Annotated in this window: 19 protein-coding genes; 7 read left to right on the plus strand and 12 right to left on the minus strand. The window is 67.2% G+C overall.

The window, feature by feature from the left end; translation table 11 throughout:
• The first annotated feature begins 50 nt into the window (after positions 1 to 50).
• Complete coding sequence (locus GBB76_RS04065; RefSeq protein ID WP_152302100.1) at positions 51 to 482, plus strand: helix-turn-helix domain-containing protein; 432 nt, start codon at positions 51 to 53, stop codon at positions 480 to 482.
• Between the two features lie 12 nt (positions 483 to 494).
• On the opposite strand, the gene GBB76_RS04070 is transcribed toward GBB76_RS04065, so the two are convergent.
• On the minus strand, positions 495 to 1,406 hold the full coding sequence (locus GBB76_RS04070) for a LysR family transcriptional regulator (RefSeq protein ID WP_152302101.1): 912 nt from the start codon (positions 1,404 to 1,406) through the stop codon (positions 495 to 497).
• 170 nt (positions 1,407 to 1,576) lie between these two features.
• Here GBB76_RS04070 and GBB76_RS04075 point away from each other — a divergent pair, with 170 nt between their 5' ends.
• The 3 genes from GBB76_RS04075 to GBB76_RS04085 are packed head-to-tail and all read left to right on the plus strand — an operon-like array spanning position 1,577 to position 4,630.
• Positions 1,577 to 2,848, plus strand: a complete 1,272-nt coding sequence (locus GBB76_RS04075; protein WP_202911168.1) for a serine hydrolase — start codon at positions 1,577 to 1,579, stop codon at positions 2,846 to 2,848.
• 34 nt (positions 2,849 to 2,882) lie between these two features.
• Positions 2,883 to 3,764: an NmrA family NAD(P)-binding protein gene (locus GBB76_RS04080; protein ID WP_152302103.1), complete on the plus strand. Its 882-nt coding sequence runs from the start codon at positions 2,883 to 2,885 to the stop codon at positions 3,762 to 3,764.
• Between the two features lie 35 nt (positions 3,765 to 3,799).
• Positions 3,800 to 4,630: an aldo/keto reductase gene (locus GBB76_RS04085; protein WP_152302104.1), complete on the plus strand. Its 831-nt coding sequence runs from the start codon at positions 3,800 to 3,802 to the stop codon at positions 4,628 to 4,630.
• Here the strand turns inward: GBB76_RS04085 and GBB76_RS04090 are convergent.
• From GBB76_RS04090 to GBB76_RS04105, 4 genes are all read right to left on the minus strand, one after another.
• Positions 4,627 to 5,406 carry an anti-sigma factor gene (locus GBB76_RS04090; RefSeq protein ID WP_152302105.1) on the minus strand — a complete coding sequence of 260 codons (780 nt, stop codon included), beginning with the start codon at positions 5,404 to 5,406 and terminating at the stop codon, positions 4,627 to 4,629. The two genes, GBB76_RS04085 and GBB76_RS04090, sit on opposite strands and share 4 nt — an antisense overlap.
• Positions 5,403 to 5,933, minus strand: a complete 531-nt coding sequence (locus tag GBB76_RS04095; protein WP_246669036.1) for an RNA polymerase sigma factor — start codon at positions 5,931 to 5,933, stop codon at positions 5,403 to 5,405. The genes GBB76_RS04090 and GBB76_RS04095 overlap by 4 nt, the downstream gene beginning before the upstream one ends.
• A gap of 77 nt (positions 5,934 to 6,010) precedes the next feature.
• On the minus strand, positions 6,011 to 7,468 hold the full coding sequence (locus GBB76_RS04100) for a YncE family protein (RefSeq protein WP_152302106.1): 1,458 nt from the start codon (positions 7,466 to 7,468) through the stop codon (positions 6,011 to 6,013).
• 12 nt (positions 7,469 to 7,480) lie between these two features.
• Positions 7,481 to 7,993, minus strand: a complete 513-nt coding sequence (locus GBB76_RS04105) for a DUF305 domain-containing protein (protein ID WP_152302107.1) — start codon at positions 7,991 to 7,993, stop codon at positions 7,481 to 7,483.
• A gap of 209 nt (positions 7,994 to 8,202) precedes the next feature.
• Here GBB76_RS04105 and GBB76_RS04110 point away from each other — a divergent pair, with 209 nt between their 5' ends.
• The 3 genes from GBB76_RS04110 to copD all read left to right on the plus strand — a co-directional run bounded on the left by GBB76_RS04110 (position 8,203) and on the right by copD (position 10,015).
• Positions 8,203 to 8,628 (plus strand): nuclear transport factor 2 family protein, encoded by a 426-nt coding sequence (locus GBB76_RS04110; protein WP_152302108.1) that lies wholly within the window; start codon positions 8,203 to 8,205, stop codon positions 8,626 to 8,628.
• Positions 8,629 to 8,762: 134 nt separating this feature from the next.
• A complete protein-coding gene (copC, locus tag GBB76_RS04115) occupies positions 8,763 to 9,131 on the plus strand; it encodes a copper homeostasis periplasmic binding protein CopC (RefSeq protein WP_152302109.1) in 369 nt (122 codons plus the stop codon).
• On the plus strand, positions 9,128 to 10,015 hold the full coding sequence (gene copD / locus GBB76_RS04120) for a copper homeostasis membrane protein CopD (RefSeq protein WP_162375472.1): 888 nt from the start codon (positions 9,128 to 9,130) through the stop codon (positions 10,013 to 10,015). Before copC ends, copD begins: the two co-directional genes overlap by 4 nt.
• 285 nt (positions 10,016 to 10,300) lie before the next feature.
• On the opposite strand, the gene GBB76_RS04125 is transcribed toward copD, so the two are convergent.
• Genes GBB76_RS04125 through GBB76_RS04155 form a run of 7 tightly spaced genes read right to left on the minus strand, consistent with a single transcriptional unit; the run spans position 10,301 to position 15,022 of the window.
• Positions 10,301 to 10,699, minus strand: a complete 399-nt coding sequence (locus GBB76_RS04125) for a DNA methyltransferase (RefSeq protein ID WP_152302111.1) — start codon at positions 10,697 to 10,699, stop codon at positions 10,301 to 10,303.
• The gene (locus GBB76_RS04130) at positions 10,692 to 11,705 is read right to left on the minus strand and encodes a phage late control D family protein (protein WP_152302112.1); all 1,014 of its coding nucleotides are present in this window, start codon (positions 11,703 to 11,705) and stop codon (positions 10,692 to 10,694) included. The genes GBB76_RS04125 and GBB76_RS04130 overlap by 8 nt, the downstream gene beginning before the upstream one ends.
• Complete coding sequence (locus tag GBB76_RS04135) at positions 11,705 to 11,935, minus strand: tail protein X (RefSeq protein ID WP_152302113.1); 231 nt, start codon at positions 11,933 to 11,935, stop codon at positions 11,705 to 11,707. The genes GBB76_RS04130 and GBB76_RS04135 overlap by 1 nt, the downstream gene beginning before the upstream one ends.
• Positions 11,932 to 12,303, minus strand: coding sequence for a phage tail protein (locus GBB76_RS04140; RefSeq protein WP_152302114.1), 372 nt, complete (start codon positions 12,301 to 12,303; stop codon positions 11,932 to 11,934). Before GBB76_RS04140 ends, GBB76_RS04135 begins: the two co-directional genes overlap by 4 nt.
• Positions 12,304 to 12,306: 3 nt before the next feature.
• Positions 12,307 to 14,385, minus strand: a complete 2,079-nt coding sequence (locus GBB76_RS04145) for a phage tail tape measure protein (protein ID WP_152302115.1) — start codon at positions 14,383 to 14,385, stop codon at positions 12,307 to 12,309.
• Positions 14,382 to 14,570 carry a hypothetical protein gene (locus GBB76_RS04150; RefSeq protein ID WP_152302116.1) on the minus strand — a complete coding sequence of 63 codons (189 nt, stop codon included), beginning with the start codon at positions 14,568 to 14,570 and terminating at the stop codon, positions 14,382 to 14,384. Before GBB76_RS04150 ends, GBB76_RS04145 begins: the two co-directional genes overlap by 4 nt.
• Positions 14,567 to 15,022, minus strand: a complete 456-nt coding sequence (locus GBB76_RS04155) for a phage tail assembly protein (protein ID WP_152302117.1) — start codon at positions 15,020 to 15,022, stop codon at positions 14,567 to 14,569. The genes GBB76_RS04150 and GBB76_RS04155 overlap by 4 nt, the downstream gene beginning before the upstream one ends.
• Positions 15,023 to 15,049: the final 27 nt, after the last annotated feature.

Raw genomic sequence — 15,049 nt, forward strand, 5'->3', positions numbered from 1 at the left:
AATGTCCATTCGAGAGCAGGCTGCCACTTCAAGTCGACTTGAGGTCAAGCATGAAGTTTCTGGACATTGGAGAGGTGTCGGCCAGGAGCGGGGTGCCGCCGTCCGCGCTGCGCTATTACGAGGCCGCCGGACTGATCGCCTCGGTGTCCCGGCACGGGCTGCGCCGGCAGTTTCCCCCCGAGGTTCTCTTGCAGCTCAAGCTGATCTCGATGGGAAAATCGGCCGGCTTCTCGCTGCAGGAGATCGCCGGAATGTTCGGCGCCGGCGGACTGCCCGACCTGCCGCGCGCGGCCATCCATCAGAAGGCGGACGAGATCGACCGGCAGATCCATGAACTGACGGCGCTAAGGGACACGCTGCGCCACGTTGCCGACTGCCCCGCGCCCTCGCATATGGAATGCCCGACCTTCCGGCGACTGGTGAATGTGGCGGGCAAGTACCGCGCCCCGAAATCGAAAAGACGTGCGGCGGTCATAGGATGACGCCCTTCTCGGTCACGCGGCGCCTGTGTCCAGCGCGATCTCCCGCACGAAGTCCAGAAAGGCCCGGACCTTTGCCGGCGGCAGGTGGCGCGAGGGATGATAGGCGTAGAGCGGATAAAGCTCCTCCGACCACTCCGGCAGGATCTGCACGAGGTCGCCCCCTGACAGAAGGGGCGCGAGACCCACGGCGAGGCTCTGGAAGATCCCCTGGCCCGCCACGCAGGCCGATATTGCGACCGAGGGATCGTCCAGTACCAGCCGGCTCGTGACCTTGACGTCGACGAACGCGCCGTCGCGGCTGAACTCCCAGGGAAACGGCAGACCGGTCTGCGGATCGCGGAACAACAGTGCCTCATGGTGGACGAGGTCGTGCGGCGAACGCGGCTGCCCGTGCCGCTCCAGATAGGCGGGCGCGGCCACCGTCACCACGCGGGTGTCCAGCACTTTGCGCGCGATCAGGGAGGATGCATCCGGCGGACCGAAGCGTACCGCCACGTCGACACCGGCCATCATCTCCTCACGATAGTTGCTGGTCGAGACATCCACCGACAGCAGCGGATGGCGCTGCAGGAACGTCTGCAGCTTTGAAGCAAGCACCATCCGCGCGAACCACGGATCCACCGACACGCGCAGCCGTCCGCGCACGACCGCCGCGGCACCGGCCGCCTCGGACGCGGCCTCGTCCAACCCGGCGAGCAACGGCATCACCTGCGCGTGGAAGCGTCGCCCCTCTTCCGTCAGGCTGACTTCGCGCGGGTTGCGGTCGAACAGCCGCACGCCGACCCGTGCCTCCAGCCGCGCGACGGCCCGGCTCACCCCGGAAGGCGTCAGGCCCAGAATCTCGGCGGCGCGCGCGAAATTGCCCGCGTCGGTGACGGCGGCCATGACGCCAACCCCGGTCAGCAATCGCGTATCGAACACCATGCTTCGCGCACTCCGCGTACGGACCACGTGTGATTTTGAGTCAACATAGCACTGATACTAGTGCGCGTGAATCACACCATGGGGCGGCTTACAACATCTCCGTCGCGGAACGGGCTCGCCCAACGAGGCGACCCACATCGAAATCTCTTCGACCCGGAACGGAGTTGACCATGAAGGCCATGTCACGCAGATCGCTACTGCAAAGCGGAACGCTGCTGGCGGCGGCATTGCCGTTCCAACTCGACATCGCTGGCGCCGCGCCCACACCCGAGCGGGCTCGTATCAGGGGGATCGACGCGGCTCTGCTTGGCGGCGTGGCCAGGAACGACGTTGCCGGCGTCGTCGCCATGGCAGCCACGCAAAAGGGTCTTGTCTATGAAGGCGCCTTCGGCACCGCCGATGTCGCCACCGGCAGGCCGATGAGCCTCGACACCGTGTTCTGGCTGCTGTCGATGACCAAGGCCTTCACCGCGACCGCCTGCATGCAGCTGGTCGAGCAGGGGCGCATCAGCCTCGACGACGAGGCGTCGAAGTACCTGCCGGAACTGGCCGTGCCCAAGGTACTCGAGGGTTATGCCGCCGACGGCACGCCGCGCCTTCGCTCCGCCAAGCGGGCGATCACCGTGCGCCATCTGATGACCCACACGTCCGGCTTCACCTATTCGATCTGGAGCGAGGCGCTGACCCGCTACGAGCAGGCCACCGGCATGCCGGACATCGCCACCTGCAGGAACGCCGCCTTCGCCGCTCCGCTGGAATTCGATCCGGGCGAGCGGTGGGAATACGGAATCAGCATGGACTGGGTCGGCAAGCTGGTCGAGGCGGTCTCGGAACAGTCGCTGGAGGTCTATTTCCGCGAGAACATCTTCGGCCCGCTCGGCATGAAGGATTCCGGCTTCCTGATCGGCAGTGCGCAGAAGAAGCGTGTCGCCACCTTCCACAGCCGCCGCGCCGATGGCGGGCTGGAGCCCGGCCCGTTCGAGATGCCGCAGCGGCCCGAATTCTTCATGGGCGGCGGCGGCGCCTTCTCGACCCCGCGCGACTACATGGCCTTCCTTCAGGCGCTGCTGGACGGCGGCGCGTCGGCCGGCGCGCGCATCCTGCGACCGGAGACGGTGGCGCTGATGATGCAGAACCAGATCGGCGAGCTGAACGTGCACGAGATGCGCTCGGCGCAGCCGGCCTATTCCCGCAGCTTCGACCAGTTCCCGAGCCAGCCGCACAAATGGGGCCTGTCCTTCGACATCAACACGCGGCCGGGGCCGAACGGGCGCTCCGCCGGGAGCGTCTCCTGGGCCGGCCTGCTCAACTGCTATTTCTGGATCGATCCGGTGAAGCACGTCACCGGCGCACTCTTCACCCAGACCCTGCCCTTCTACGACGAACGCGTGGTCGCGCTCTACGGCGCCTTCGAGCGCGAGCTCTATGCCGCCCTCGCCTGAGCCGCGCGGTCCCCACATCCCCAGGAGAACCACCATGTTTGCCATCACCGGCATCACCGGCAAGGTCGGCGGCGCGCTCGCACGCAACCTGCTCGCCGAAAACCTGCCCGTGCGGGCCGTGCTGCGCGACGAGGCCAAGGCGGCCGAGTGGCGCGCCAGAGGTTGCGACATTGCCATCGCAGAGATGGATGACGCGGCAAGCCTCGCCGCCGCCTTTAGGGATGCGGAGGGCGTCTTCATCCTGCCGCCATCGGAATTCGACCCGGAGCCCGGCTTTCCCGAAGCCCGTCGCGTCATCGATGCCGTGACGAAGGCACTTCGCGAAGCTCGTCCCGCCAAGGTCGTCTGCCTCTCGACCATCGGCGCCGACGCACCGCATGAAAACCTGCTGACCCAGCGCACGCTGCTGGAAGAGGCGCTGGGTGCGCTCGGCCTGGCGGTCACCTTCCTGCGGCCCGGCTGGTTCATGGAGAATGCGCAGTGGGACGTCCCAGCCGCGCGCGACGAGGGCGTGCTGCGCAGCTTCCTGCAACCGGCCGACAAGCTCTTCCCGATGATCGCGACGCAGGATGTCGGCCGCACAGCCGCCATGCTTCTGCGTGAGGACTGGAGCGGAACGCGTGTCGTTGAGCTGGAAGGTCCCGCCCGCGTGTCGCCGAACGACATCGCCCGTGCCTTCGCCTCCGCGCTGGCGCACCCGGTTTCGGTCGAGATCGTGCGGCGCGAGACCTGGGAGGGCATCTTCCGCGCGCAGGGCACTCGCAACCCGACGCCGCGCATCCGCATGATGGACGGCTTCAATGAAGGCTGGATCGACTTCGCCGATCAGGGCCGGGCGGCGCGGAAGGGGTCCATCACCATTGAAAGCGTCATCGCCGAAATGGTGGCAGCCAGTCGCGGGAAGTCTGCGGCATGAGCCGCCGGCTCCGCAGGCACCCATAGGAGAAGATCATGGAAACCATCACCACGCAGGGCGTCGCCATCCCCCGCCTCGGCTTCGGCACGTTTCGCATGCCGGGCGCCGACGCCCAGCCTGTGGTCGAGAGCGCACTCGCGCTCGGCTACCGGCACATCGACACGGCGGCGATGTATGAGAACGAAGCCGCCGTCGGCGCCGCCCTCGCGACTTCCGGTATCGCTCGGGACGAACTCTTCATCACCACCAAGGTCTGGCACGACCAGCTCAGCCCGGAGGCGCTGCATCACGCCTTCGACGCCAGCCTGCGCAAGCTCGGTCTCGATCATGTGGACCTCTACATGATCCACTGGCCCTCGCGCGACATGGACATGGCGGCGACGTTGGACGCGCTGATGTCGCTGCGCGAGCGCGGCCTGACGCGGGCGATCGGCGTGTGCAATTTCAACCTGCCGATGCTTCGCCGCGCCGTGGAAGAGATTGGCGCGCCGCTGGCGAGCGTGCAGCTCGAATACCACCCCTTCCTGTCGCAGGCGCCGATGCTGGCCTATCTCCGGCAGAAGGGCATTCCGCTGACCGCCTATGCGCCGCTGGCGCAGGGGCGGGCGGCGAATGACCCGACGCTGGCCTCGCTCGGCGCCAGGCATGGCTGCAGCGCCGCGCAGATGGCCATCGCCTGGCTGCTGGACCAGCCGGGGGTCGCGGTGATCCCAAAGGCTGCCCGGCCCGAGAGCCAGAGGGCCAATCTCGATGCGCTCGCTATCCGCCTCGACGACGAGGACCGGGCCGCCATCGCCGCGCTCCCGAAGGACCAGCGCTTCGTGCGCCCGCCCTTCGCGCCGGATTGGGACGCGACGGCTTTCTAGGCCTCGCTGCGGATCTGGCGACGCACTTCGTTGGCCAGCGGATGCAGCCTGTCGGACGCCACCCCTCCGACAAGACTGTAGCCGAGGCCGTTGTCGGCCCAGGCGAAGCCGTTGAGGTCCCCTTGCGAGTGGGGGGACATCGGCATGTCCGGCTCGGTCTTCATCGGGCGTGCCAGCATCACCAGCCGCGCGCCGCTGTCGTCGTCATACATGAACAGCGCCGCGGGTCCGTGCTCGGTCGGCACCACCCGCCCGCCCATGAGCCGGTAGCCCGCCGCCGTCAGGTCCGGAATGCCGATCGGACGGCCGACGCGCTTGGCGGTCCAGGCTGCGAGCACGTCGCGATCGCTTGCACGGATCTCGACCGGCCGCACCTGGTCGGGCGCATAGGTCACATAGCTCGCGGCCGCCTCGCGGGCGATCGCCTGCACCCCTTCGGAGGTCGGAGGCGCCATGCCGCGCAGCGACCAGCCGCCGCCGGCGCCCACGGACAGCAGCAGCACCGCAGCGGCCGCCATCGCCCAGCGCGGCGTCTGCCGAGGACGGCGGCGTTCCTCGATCATGCGCGAAAGGTCGAGTTCCGTCGGCACCGGCTCGTCGATCACCGGCGCGAAAGCCGCGCGCAGCATGTCGGCCTGCTCGCCATAGAGGGCGACGCGCTGCGCCACATCCGGGTGAGCGTCGAGCCACGAGATTACCTCCGCATGACGGGCGGGATCGAGCGTGCGGTCTGTAAAACCGTTGAGGTCGTCTTCGGTGATAGGGCGAGAGCTCATTTCACGCTCCGGAGATAGGGCGGCGAAAGGGTCGCGCGCGGCTCGGCGGACATCAGCCTGGCAAGGCGTTCGCGGGCACGCGACAACCGCGACATCACGGTGCCGATCGGCACGTCGAGCACCCGCGCTGTCTCGGCATAAGAGAGTTCCTCGACTGTGACCAGCAGCAGCACGGTGCGCTGCTCCTCCGGCAACTGCGCCAGCGCGGCGAGCAGTTCGCGATGGCGCAGCCCATCCTCCTGCGTCGCAGCGAGCGACAGGTTCGCGGCATCGGCATCGTCAAGGGCGACATGTACCGGCCGCTGCGCCGAGCGGCGCAGCCGCGTCATGGCGAGATTGTGCAGGATGGTGAATATCCACGCCCGCGCATCGCTCTCATGACGGCGCTGGTGCCAGCGGCTGATGGCGCGCTCCAGGCAGTCCTGCACCAGATCGTCCGCCGCCGCCCGCTCGCGCATCAGCGCGCGCGCATAGCGCCTCAGCGCCGGGATGAGCGGTTCGATGAGGCGCACCATCTCGTGGTCCATGCCGTCTCCTTGTCGAGCGAGAAGGCAGGCCGCCCGCAGTTGCGGGACGGGCCGCCTTCGTTCCGCACGGGATGCCGTCAGTCGAGCGTCTGGCGCTGCACCACGGCGCCGGGCTGCGCGCTCGTTCCTTCGGCGATGACGAGATAGCGCCGCTGGGCCTTCACATCGCTCTGCACGATCTGCCGGATGGGGCCGGCGGCGTTGACGATAGCCGAACCGGCCGGGTTGGTCATGAAGGCGGAGAGAGGCTCCAGCCCGCCCTTGCCGTCTGGCTCACCGGCCAGCGCCAGCACATAGGGCTTCTTCGGCACCAGCCCGGAGACGGAAGCCTGCAGGATCTGGATCAGGCCCTGATCGAACAGCGAGACGCTGGTCTGAGCCTTCCCATCTCCCTTGCCTTCCTGGCTGAGTGTGAGATGCGCCGCCTGACCCGCCACGCCGAGCGGCTGAAGGTTCTGCATGCCATCGCCTTCGGGCACCGCACCGGGAACGTAGTTCACGGCCTGCGGCGCCTGGCCGACCGGGATGGTGGCGATCACCTTGTTGGTCAGCGTGTCGATGGCGGCGAGCGCATCGGCGTTCTCCAGCCCGACATAGACCCGCGAGCCATCGCCCGACGGCCAGATGCCGTGCGGGAGCTTGCCGACGGGAATCGTCGCCACCTGCGAGAAGTCGTCGGTGCGGAACACCTTCACCTCGTTCAGCCCGCCGATGGTCACATAGGCGAAGCTGCCATGGGCGTTATGGGCGAAGTTGACGTGGTTGGTGAGCGGGCCGGTATCGATCGTCTTGATCGCCTCGAAGGGCGGCTGCGCATTGAAAACCTGCGTCTTGCCGATGTCCTTCAGCGTGAACCACACCTGCTTGCCATCGGGCGTCGCCGCGATGTTCGGGCAGAACGGGCTCTCCTGCTTCACATGGCCGACGATCTGGTGGTCGGCAACCGAGATCACCACCGTCTCGGGCATGAAGGAAGAGCAGACATAGCCGTATTTCCCGTCGGGCGAGAAGATCTGCATTCCCGGGCCATTCGGCACCATGACGCGGGTCTTTTCCTCATAGGTCGCGCCATCGAGCACGGCGATATAGTTCTCTCCACGCACCGTGATCCACACTTCCTTGCCGTCGGGCGTGAAGAACGCCTCATGCGGCGAACGGCCGACATAGGTGGTGTGCTTCACCCTATTGGTCGCGGTATCGATGAAGGTCACCGAGTTCGAGCCGATCGACACGACCGCAATGGTCTTGCTGTCGGGCGAGAAGCCCATGCCGTGCACCAGCACCTGCCCCTTGTAGAGCGGGCTGAAGTTCATCGGCTGCGGATCGCCGAGCCGGATGACGCCGAGGAGCTTGTTGGTCGCGGGATCGGTGACCGAGATGGTGTTGGAGAACTGTTCCGCCGCGTAGACGCGGTCATGGCTGCTTACCGCGATTTCCGGCGCGGAGGCGGCGAACGGTGCTTCACCGGCGAAGGCCGGAACAGTGCACGCCAGCATGGTGCCCGCGAGCAGCGCAGGCAGGAGAGTCTTGTTCATCGTTCGTGTTTCCTATTTCGCCGGAGCGGCAGACGGCATCGTGAAGGCGTGGTGCGCCATGGAGGAGTTGTCCTGGGCCAGGTGAGGTGGGGCCAGGTGAGGCTGGCCCGCGTCCGGAGCGGCATCCGGCTGTGTCGGCGCCGGTGCAGAGGGCGGCAGGGGCTGGCCGAGCGCGAGCCGCATCGCGGCGATCTCCTGCTGCTGCTCGACGACGATCTCCTGCGCGAGGCGCCGCAGCTGAGGATTCTTGCCGTAGCGCAGATAGGCCACCGCCATGTCGATGGCGCCCTGATGATGCGGGATCATCATCGCGGTGAAGTCGGCTTCGATATCGCCAGTCGGCTTGACCTCCATGTCCGCCATCATCTTGTCCATGGCGGCGGCGTTCTCGGCGAGGAAGGGCGCTTCGTCACTGGTGACCACAGCCGTGCCGGCACCGTGATCATGGTCATGAGCTTCGGCCGCAGCGCTGGCGAGGCCTGCCACAAGCAGCGCGCCGACACAGGCGAGGTGTCGTTTTCGCATGGGAATTTCTCCGTCCGGCGCGATGGCGCCTTCGGGAGGTTGGACTCCCACCTGCGCCGATTATTCCGGGACGCCGCGAATTTTTCGCATCGGCCTGTCCGACGCCTCGCAGCGGCGGGAGAAATTCCGGAATCTAAATTCCGCCGGCCGGAATAAATCGGTGTGGCGCGAGTCTCCTGTGTGCAGGCCACATTTGGAGATACACGCACATGCGCCTTTCAACTCTCGCCGCTACCCTCGTCCTCGTCGCCGCTTCCGGCTCGGCCGCGCTGGCGGGCCCCATCGGGGACCTCGCCAAGTCGCGCATCGACGCCATTGCCAGCGGCGACCTCGCCGCTGTGACGGCCGCTTATGACCCCGCTGCAACCCTGCACTGGGTCGGAGGTCCGCTCGACGGCACCTATGGCCAGCCGGGCAAGATCAAGGAAATCTGGTCGAAGTTCTTCGCCGCCCAGGGCGCCCAGAAGGCGACCATCGCCACGACCGCAGAAGCGGCCAACCCCAAGGGCGGCACCGTGACCGTCGACGTGGCCTTCGCCGGCAAGAACACGGTCAAGGTGCGCTACGTGCTGCTCTATCGCGATGGCAAGCTGGTCGACGAGATCTGGCAGGTCAATCCCGCCGCGACCTACTGAGCGTCCGATCCAATGGGGACTGCGGCCGCGATCGATACGTCGCGGCCGGATGCCTCCCATTTCCGAAGTCGCCAAAGCGAGACGGCAGGTTCGCGGTACCGCCCAAAAGCCTGCCGTCGTCGAGGACCAAGAACATGAAACGTTCCATCACCCCCGTGCTCGCGCTCGCCATCTGCCTCCTGTCGGCAAGCGGCGCGTTCGCACATGCCCATCTGGCGGCGGAGACGCCCCCCGCCAACGGTGTCGTCGCCGGGTCGCCGGCCGCCCTTTCGCTCAGCTTCTCGGAGGCGCTCGAGATCGGACTCAGCGGTGTCACTCTCAAGGGAGCGGGTGGCCAACCCGTCCCGACCGGCGCGGTCTCACTCGCACCGGGCGACACCAAGCAGATAAGTGTTCCGCTTAACGGCCCACTCGCCGCCGGCAAATACACGGTCGAATGGCATGTGCTCTCAAAGGACGGCCACACCTCCCGCGGTTCCTACGAGTTCACCGTAAATCCGTGATCGCACCGGAGACCGGACTGGCTCTCTGCAGGCTGCTTTTCTCGGCCGCGGCGATCGTCCTGTATGGCGCGGGATGCTTCTTCGCCTTCCTTGCGCCGCTGCGGCTCGGCCGGGAAATCAGCGCTGCGGCGGGCGCGGGCATCAGGATTGCCGGCGTCGTCTCGTTCGCGGCCAGTCTTTCCTGGTTGCCGGTCGAAGCCGCCGTCATCGGCGGCGGATGGCCGTCAGCCATCGACGGCCCGACGCTGTCGGCGCTCGCCTTTCACACGATGATCGGCACGGCCTGGATGGTTCGCGTCGGTCTCGCGCTGCTGGCCGCAGCCCTTTTTATCGCTCGGCCGCGCGCGGGCCGGGGACAGGCCATGATTGCCGCCGCGCTGCTCGCAAGCCTCGCTCTCTCCGGCCATGCCGAGATGAACGAAGGTGCACGCCGGACCCTCCATATTCTCAATGATGGCCTGCATCTGCTCGCGGGCGGCTTCTGGCTCGGCTCGCTCATCATGCTTCCAGCCTGCCTGGCGCGATTGCGGGATCCTGTGCTTGGCGGGGAGGCGAGGACGGCGCTACGCCGCTTTTCGCAAGCAGGCCACGTTGCCGTTGCGCTGGTCATTGCGACCGGGATCGTCAACTCCGCGCTCATCCTCGGTCGATGGCCGGACGATCCGAGTTCGCCCTATCAGAGCTTGCTCGACGTAAAGATCATCCTCGTGCTCGCGATGACCGGTCTTGCCGTTCTCAATCGGTATTATTTCGTGCCGCGCCTTAAAACCTGGCACGAGCGGGCTGTTGCCGGCATTCGCACCGGCACCCTTGTCGAGATCGCGCTCGGCGCCGGCGTACTGGCGCTTGTCGCCGTCTTCGGCCTCATCGACCCAAGCGGATGAAGGGCGAGGGGGACGACGGGGAGGTTCGCCTGTTCACGCTCATCAGCCATCCGCTTTGCCCGTTCGTTCTCCGGGCGGCGCTACCGGCGCGAGGTACTGTAGGGGTGGGGAATGGACTCAGAACGCCGTTCGGGACTTTTCCGGGACTTTCCGCACCGAGTCTCGCACAAGCCCGCCCTACGCTGCCGTTGCGTTCTCTTGTAGCGCGAAAAATCGGATGAGACTTCGCGAAGGATCGGATGAGACCACTTAAGCCTGCCTTGAAGGCCGCTTGAAGGGAGCCGTTCACCCCGTTTCCCTGAGCCTCTTGCTGGCGATCTCGAAGTAGGCCGGTTCTACCTCAATGCCGACATAGTCGATGCCGCGCCGGGCGCAGGCGACCCCGATCGTTCCGCTGCCCATGAACGGGTCGAGCACCGGCCCATCGACCGGCCCGAGCAACCCCTCCATCAACTCCACCGGCTTGCCGGCGATGTGATGCTTCAGCCGCGGCTTGGGCATGCGGAAGACGCCCGGTGCGGTACCGCCTGTGAGCGGCCGCGGCCCGTTTGTTCCCCACACGACATATTCCGCCTGTATGCGGTAACGCCCCTGCTGCGGGCGGCTGGACTCCGTCTTGTCCCACGGCACGATGCCGCGCCAGATCCAGCCCGCGCCGGGGTCCACCCGGACCCCGTCACTCATTCTCCCGTCCTCCTTCCGCCTCAGCCGTCACGTCGATGGTCGACATCACGGGCGAACCCTTTTCCCAGCTGGTGGAGATCCGTTCGCTGGGCCATGTGCCGTCGATGCCCTCGCCGAATCCTGTCGCTTCGACCATCGCGCCGGCGGAATAGGCAGGGTCGAACTCCACCACGAAGAAGCCGGCGCCGGTCTGCATGTTGAGGTCGCGCGCCTGCGCCGCCGCGGCGGCTTCCGCCTCAGCTTTCGTCGCGCGGGGATGGATCAGATTGTGCACCGGCCCGTCCTGTCCGGTGCTCTCGCTTGCAAGCTGGCGGCGTCCCGTCTGCGGGTCCTGGTAGGCCGCCGCCACGGTGCCCTGACGCGGCCGGGGCTCGCCCTCAATGTTCCAGCCGCCGCTGCCGAAGCGCGAAACGCGGATGCGCGGCAACTCGTTGCCCCCGGCGTCGCGGCCGGAGCCCTTGCGGGTGATTGCAAGCCGCTCACCGCCGGGCTTCACCACGCCCCCATGCTCGGCCGCCAGCCGCGTCGCGAAGTCTATCGGGCTCGTCTCCCAGCGCAGGGCGTAGGGGATGCGGATCTGTGCCAGCGCCGGGTCGATGGCCAGCGTCAGGCCGGCCGACTTCGCGGTTTCGCCGAGGATATCGGCCAGCGTCATATCGTCGAAGTGCCGGGTGCCACCGGCCTTCACCGGCCCGGTAAAGGCCACGGCCCGCGCCGTCATCACCATGGCCTCGGCGCCGCCCGGCTGCCAGCCGAGCCCGTATTTCTCGACCTTGAAGGCTCCGAGCCGCTTCACGCCCGTCTCGCGATAGCCGGCACGGGCGTACAGAAGATCGCCCTCGCGTGGTAGCGGCAGCTGGCGGTGCTCATCATTGAGGAACACCTGAAGCTCGTCGTTCTCCCGGCCGACCTGGTCGGTGAAGCTGGCGCCAAGGAAATAGGGCGCCCTGGTCGCCATCAGATCCTCGTCACCCTTGTAGAGCTGAAAGACAGGCGTCTTGAACATCAGCTGCCCCAGATACGCGGCACGTCGGCGGCGCGCGTGCGGGTGTCGCGGGGCGGCAGCTTGATCGTGGTGCCGACAGGGAACAGCGGCCCGAGGTGCGCGAGGCCGGGATTGAGATCGAGGATGGCCTCGACGGTGCCGCCCTTCTCGCTGCCGAGCTCGGCACGCGCGATGCGGTCCAGCCGTTCGCCGTCGCGCGTGGTGCGATAGATGCGGTCCACCGTCGTCATACCGAGCGCAGCTCCACCTCGAAGCCCAGCTTTTTGCCGCCATACTCCGTCAGGTCCGACACCCGCTCGACGACGAAGGTACCCAGCACAGAGCCGATGAAACCAGCACCCATCTGGATCACCGGCAATGCGAGGCCGCCATTCTGGCTGGCGCGAATCGCCTGATAGTCCGACAGCCCGCCGATGGCGTCGGGAAAGAGGATGCCGGCGATCACGAAGGTGTCCCGGCGCATGCCGTGCCATTGCGCTCCATCCTGCGCACCCCAGCGCGGGAATTCGGCGAGCACCGCCTCGGTGGTGAACTCCATGGTCTTTCCGTTGAGCCCGACCGGCTGGAACACGTGCGACCCGATGCACATCAGCGCCATGGCCTACCCCACCCGATCGGTGAGCGCGCCGGCACCGGAGCCCAGCCGCGCGAGGCGCCGGTCGATGGCCCGCGCGGTGCGCTGGGGATTGTCGCCGTAGATGTTGAACGTGTTCGCCTGGGCGAAGCTGCGGTCGCCTCCAATAGCGCCGGTGCGCTGGGGCTTTTTCGGCGGCAGCGGCACGGGCGAGCCATCCTTGAGGGTGGCGCCGCCGGCGGGGGCAAACTGTGGCGAGATGGTCGGCGTGGCGGTGAAGTTGAACAGGGCGCGGATGCGCTCCGAGATCGCGCGCGCCTCCTCAACCGCCTGCTCGCCTTCGGCGCCGATAGCTTTCGCAACGGCCTCCATCGACTGCGAGGCCGCCTCGGCCGCGCCCGGCACCTTTAGCGCGGCCTCGATCTCGCTGCGGATCTGGTTGAGCTGGGCGCGAAGGTTGAGCACGCGCTGCTGGGCACCGATGTCGCCCTTGCCCGCCGCGGCCTCATCCGCTGCAAGTTCACGTTCCAGCGCCAGCTGGCGCTGCACCGCCCCGAGGATCGGATGATCCTTCTGGCCGGCGGGAGAGCCCCCCAGATTCGAGACGATTTCCGCGACTTTCTTTGCCCCGGCGCTGGCCGCGTCGATCGCCCCCTGCACCGCCGAGATCGCCTTCGCGGCGATTTCGCCGATGTCCGCCGACCGTTCGAAAGCTCCATTGATCTTCTCCAGCAACCAGGACGCCGCGTCGGCCGCTACTCTGATCGCTGGCGTCAGCCATTTGCCGATATTGACGCCCAACGCAGCGAACTGGTTGCCGACCTTGGTGAGCTTGGACGAGGTGAGCTCGTCGAAGATGGAGAATGCCCGGTCCACCGACCCCTTGCTGCGCGAGGGATCATTGATCATGTCGAGCGCCTGAATGATCAGATCGAGCGACTGCGCCATGCGGGCGGCATCGTCCGCATATTCCAGACCCATCATGTCGGTGAGAACCGCCATCTGCTTCTCGGGCGCCAGCTTCTTGATGCGCCGGAACACCTCCACGATGGCCTCGGCCGGCCCCTCGGCGATCATCCGCGACAGCTGCTTGCTGGAGAGGCCGAGGGCCTTCAGCCCACCCTGAAACGCCTTGCTCTGCTTGCTGGCGGTGCCAAGCTTCGTCATCAACGCGTTGAAGCCCGTCGAAGCCACCTCGGACGAGACACCCAGCGAAAGGATGGCGGACCCGAAGGCCGCCGTCTGTGCTTCCGACAGGCCGAAAATGCGCGCCTGCCCGCCCACCCGGCCGAGGAACTCCATGATGTCCGCTTCCTTCGCGGCCATGTTGTCACCGAGATAGTTCACGGCGTCGGCCAGTGCCTCGATGCGCTCCTGGCTCAACTGGAACACGTTGCCCAGCTTGGCCAGACGGTCGCCGCTTTCCTCGGCCGAAAGACCGAACGCCACAGCGGCCTTCGCCGCGTGGGTGCCGAACCGGGCGAGATCCTGAATGGGCCGGCCGGCGAACCCCGCCTGGGCGACCAGCTTGGCGATCTCCTCCTTGGCGAGCGGCGTCTCGCGGCTGATACGCAGGATGGTCTGTTCCAGTCCGGCGAATTCGGTGTCCGACAGATCGACCGCCTTGCGAACCTCGGCCATCGCGTCCTCGAAGGACATGGCGGATTTGATCGCGCCGCCCAGCGCCGCAGCTACACCGGCAACTCCGAGCGCTGCGGCGCCGCCGGCCGCGCCCAGCCCGCGCCCCGCCAGACCGTAGAGAAGCGGCGAGGCTCCCGATGCCGCAGCGGCTTCCTCGGCGCCGGCCATGGCCCCGGCCCGCACGCCGCCTCCGCTGACACCGCCGAGGCCGGTGCCGCCGGCAAAGCGCCCGCGCGTGTCTCGAAGGCGCCGGGCGCTCTGGTCCAACTTGCGCATGGCGGCATCGGCCTTGTTGGCCTCGCCGGCGACGCGGTTGAGATCGCCCGCCAGCCGCTGGCCACCTCGGGCGCCATTGAGCCGGCGCACGGCCTGATCGACGTCACGCAGATCCTTCTCGACCTTGTTGGCCGGGCCGGTCAGCTGATTGATGAGGCGCAGGCGCAGCGCAACGTCGAGCGTGCTCATGCATCATCTCCCGCCGCGCGCGCCGCCAGCAGGCGCAGGGGCGCCCACCGCTCGCGGTCGATGTCTCTGGCCTCGTGAAACCACAGCAGGACCTCGTCCCAATACATCGCCATGACCGCGGGTAGCGGCGTGCTGAAGGTGGCGCTGACGCGGCCGGCGACAGCCCGCCAGTCGGCCGGGCTCACGCGAACCCGAACGCCGTCCGCAGCAGTTGGGGCAAAAAATCCGAGCAGACCTCCGTCACCTCCAGACCATCTTCGGCATCGAGGCCGCGCAGTACTTGAGGCGGTAGACCGGTCATAAGCGCGTATGCCGAGTAAAGGTCGACGCTCTGCTCGCCGACACCGATGACTTGCCGGACCTGCTCCGTCGTGAGGCGGCGAATCCTCACCTCGCTGTGCGTGATGCCATCCAGCACGAAGGGCCACCGCAACGTCACCGTGTGTTCCCGGCCGGCGACGAAATCCAGCACCGCAACAGCCGGCCCCGCCACCTTGGGCCGGGCCGGTGCCTCTGCCGCCTCCTCCATCGGCGCGCCCGCACGCGCCGGATCGTTCGGCGAGCCCGGCGGTGGCTTGACGGGGGTGATCTGCGGCGTGCTGTCGATCGGCGGATAGGTGAGCTCTACGGCATCCATCGTGCGACCTCGTTGGAAGCTGGCGGG

The sequence above is a fragment of the Ancylobacter sp. TS-1 genome, assembly GCF_009223885.1.
In the GTDB taxonomy this organism is placed as follows: Bacteria; Pseudomonadota; Alphaproteobacteria; order Rhizobiales; family Xanthobacteraceae; genus Ancylobacter.

Excerpts from the sequence above, each read along its gene's own strand:
- copC (WP_152302109.1), top strand. The coding sequence starts at position 8,763 with ATGAAACGTTCCATCACCCCCGTGCTCGCGCTCGCCATCTGCCTCCTG.
- GBB76_RS04145 (WP_152302115.1), bottom strand. The coding sequence starts at position 14,385 with ATGAGCACGCTCGACGTTGCGCTGCGCCTGCGCCTCATCAATCAGCTG.
- GBB76_RS04155 (WP_152302117.1), bottom strand. The coding sequence starts at position 15,022 with ATGGATGCCGTAGAGCTCACCTATCCGCCGATCGACAGCACGCCGCAG.
- GBB76_RS04130 (WP_152302112.1), bottom strand. The coding sequence starts at position 11,705 with ATGTTCAAGACGCCTGTCTTTCAGCTCTACAAGGGTGACGAGGATCTG.
- GBB76_RS04090 (WP_152302105.1), bottom strand. The coding sequence starts at position 5,406 with ATGAGCTCTCGCCCTATCACCGAAGACGACCTCAACGGTTTTACAGAC.
- GBB76_RS04070 (WP_152302101.1), bottom strand. The coding sequence starts at position 1,406 with ATGGTGTTCGATACGCGATTGCTGACCGGGGTTGGCGTCATGGCCGCC.
- GBB76_RS04085 (WP_152302104.1), top strand. The coding sequence starts at position 3,800 with ATGGAAACCATCACCACGCAGGGCGTCGCCATCCCCCGCCTCGGCTTC.
- GBB76_RS04125 (WP_152302111.1), bottom strand. The coding sequence starts at position 10,699 with ATGAGTGACGGGGTCCGGGTGGACCCCGGCGCGGGCTGGATCTGGCGC.
- GBB76_RS04095 (WP_246669036.1), bottom strand. The coding sequence starts at position 5,933 with ATGGACCACGAGATGGTGCGCCTCATCGAACCGCTCATCCCGGCGCTG.
- GBB76_RS04105 (WP_152302107.1), bottom strand. The coding sequence starts at position 7,993 with ATGCGAAAACGACACCTCGCCTGTGTCGGCGCGCTGCTTGTGGCAGGC.
- GBB76_RS04100 (WP_152302106.1), bottom strand. The coding sequence starts at position 7,468 with ATGAACAAGACTCTCCTGCCTGCGCTGCTCGCGGGCACCATGCTGGCG.
- GBB76_RS04080 (WP_152302103.1), top strand. The coding sequence starts at position 2,883 with ATGTTTGCCATCACCGGCATCACCGGCAAGGTCGGCGGCGCGCTCGCA.
- GBB76_RS04065 (WP_152302100.1), top strand. The coding sequence starts at position 51 with ATGAAGTTTCTGGACATTGGAGAGGTGTCGGCCAGGAGCGGGGTGCCG.
- GBB76_RS04075 (WP_202911168.1), top strand. The coding sequence starts at position 1,577 with ATGAAGGCCATGTCACGCAGATCGCTACTGCAAAGCGGAACGCTGCTG.
- GBB76_RS04110 (WP_152302108.1), top strand. The coding sequence starts at position 8,203 with ATGCGCCTTTCAACTCTCGCCGCTACCCTCGTCCTCGTCGCCGCTTCC.
- GBB76_RS04135 (WP_152302113.1), bottom strand. The coding sequence starts at position 11,935 with ATGACGACGGTGGACCGCATCTATCGCACCACGCGCGACGGCGAACGG.
- GBB76_RS04140 (WP_152302114.1), bottom strand. The coding sequence starts at position 12,303 with ATGGCGCTGATGTGCATCGGGTCGCACGTGTTCCAGCCGGTCGGGCTC.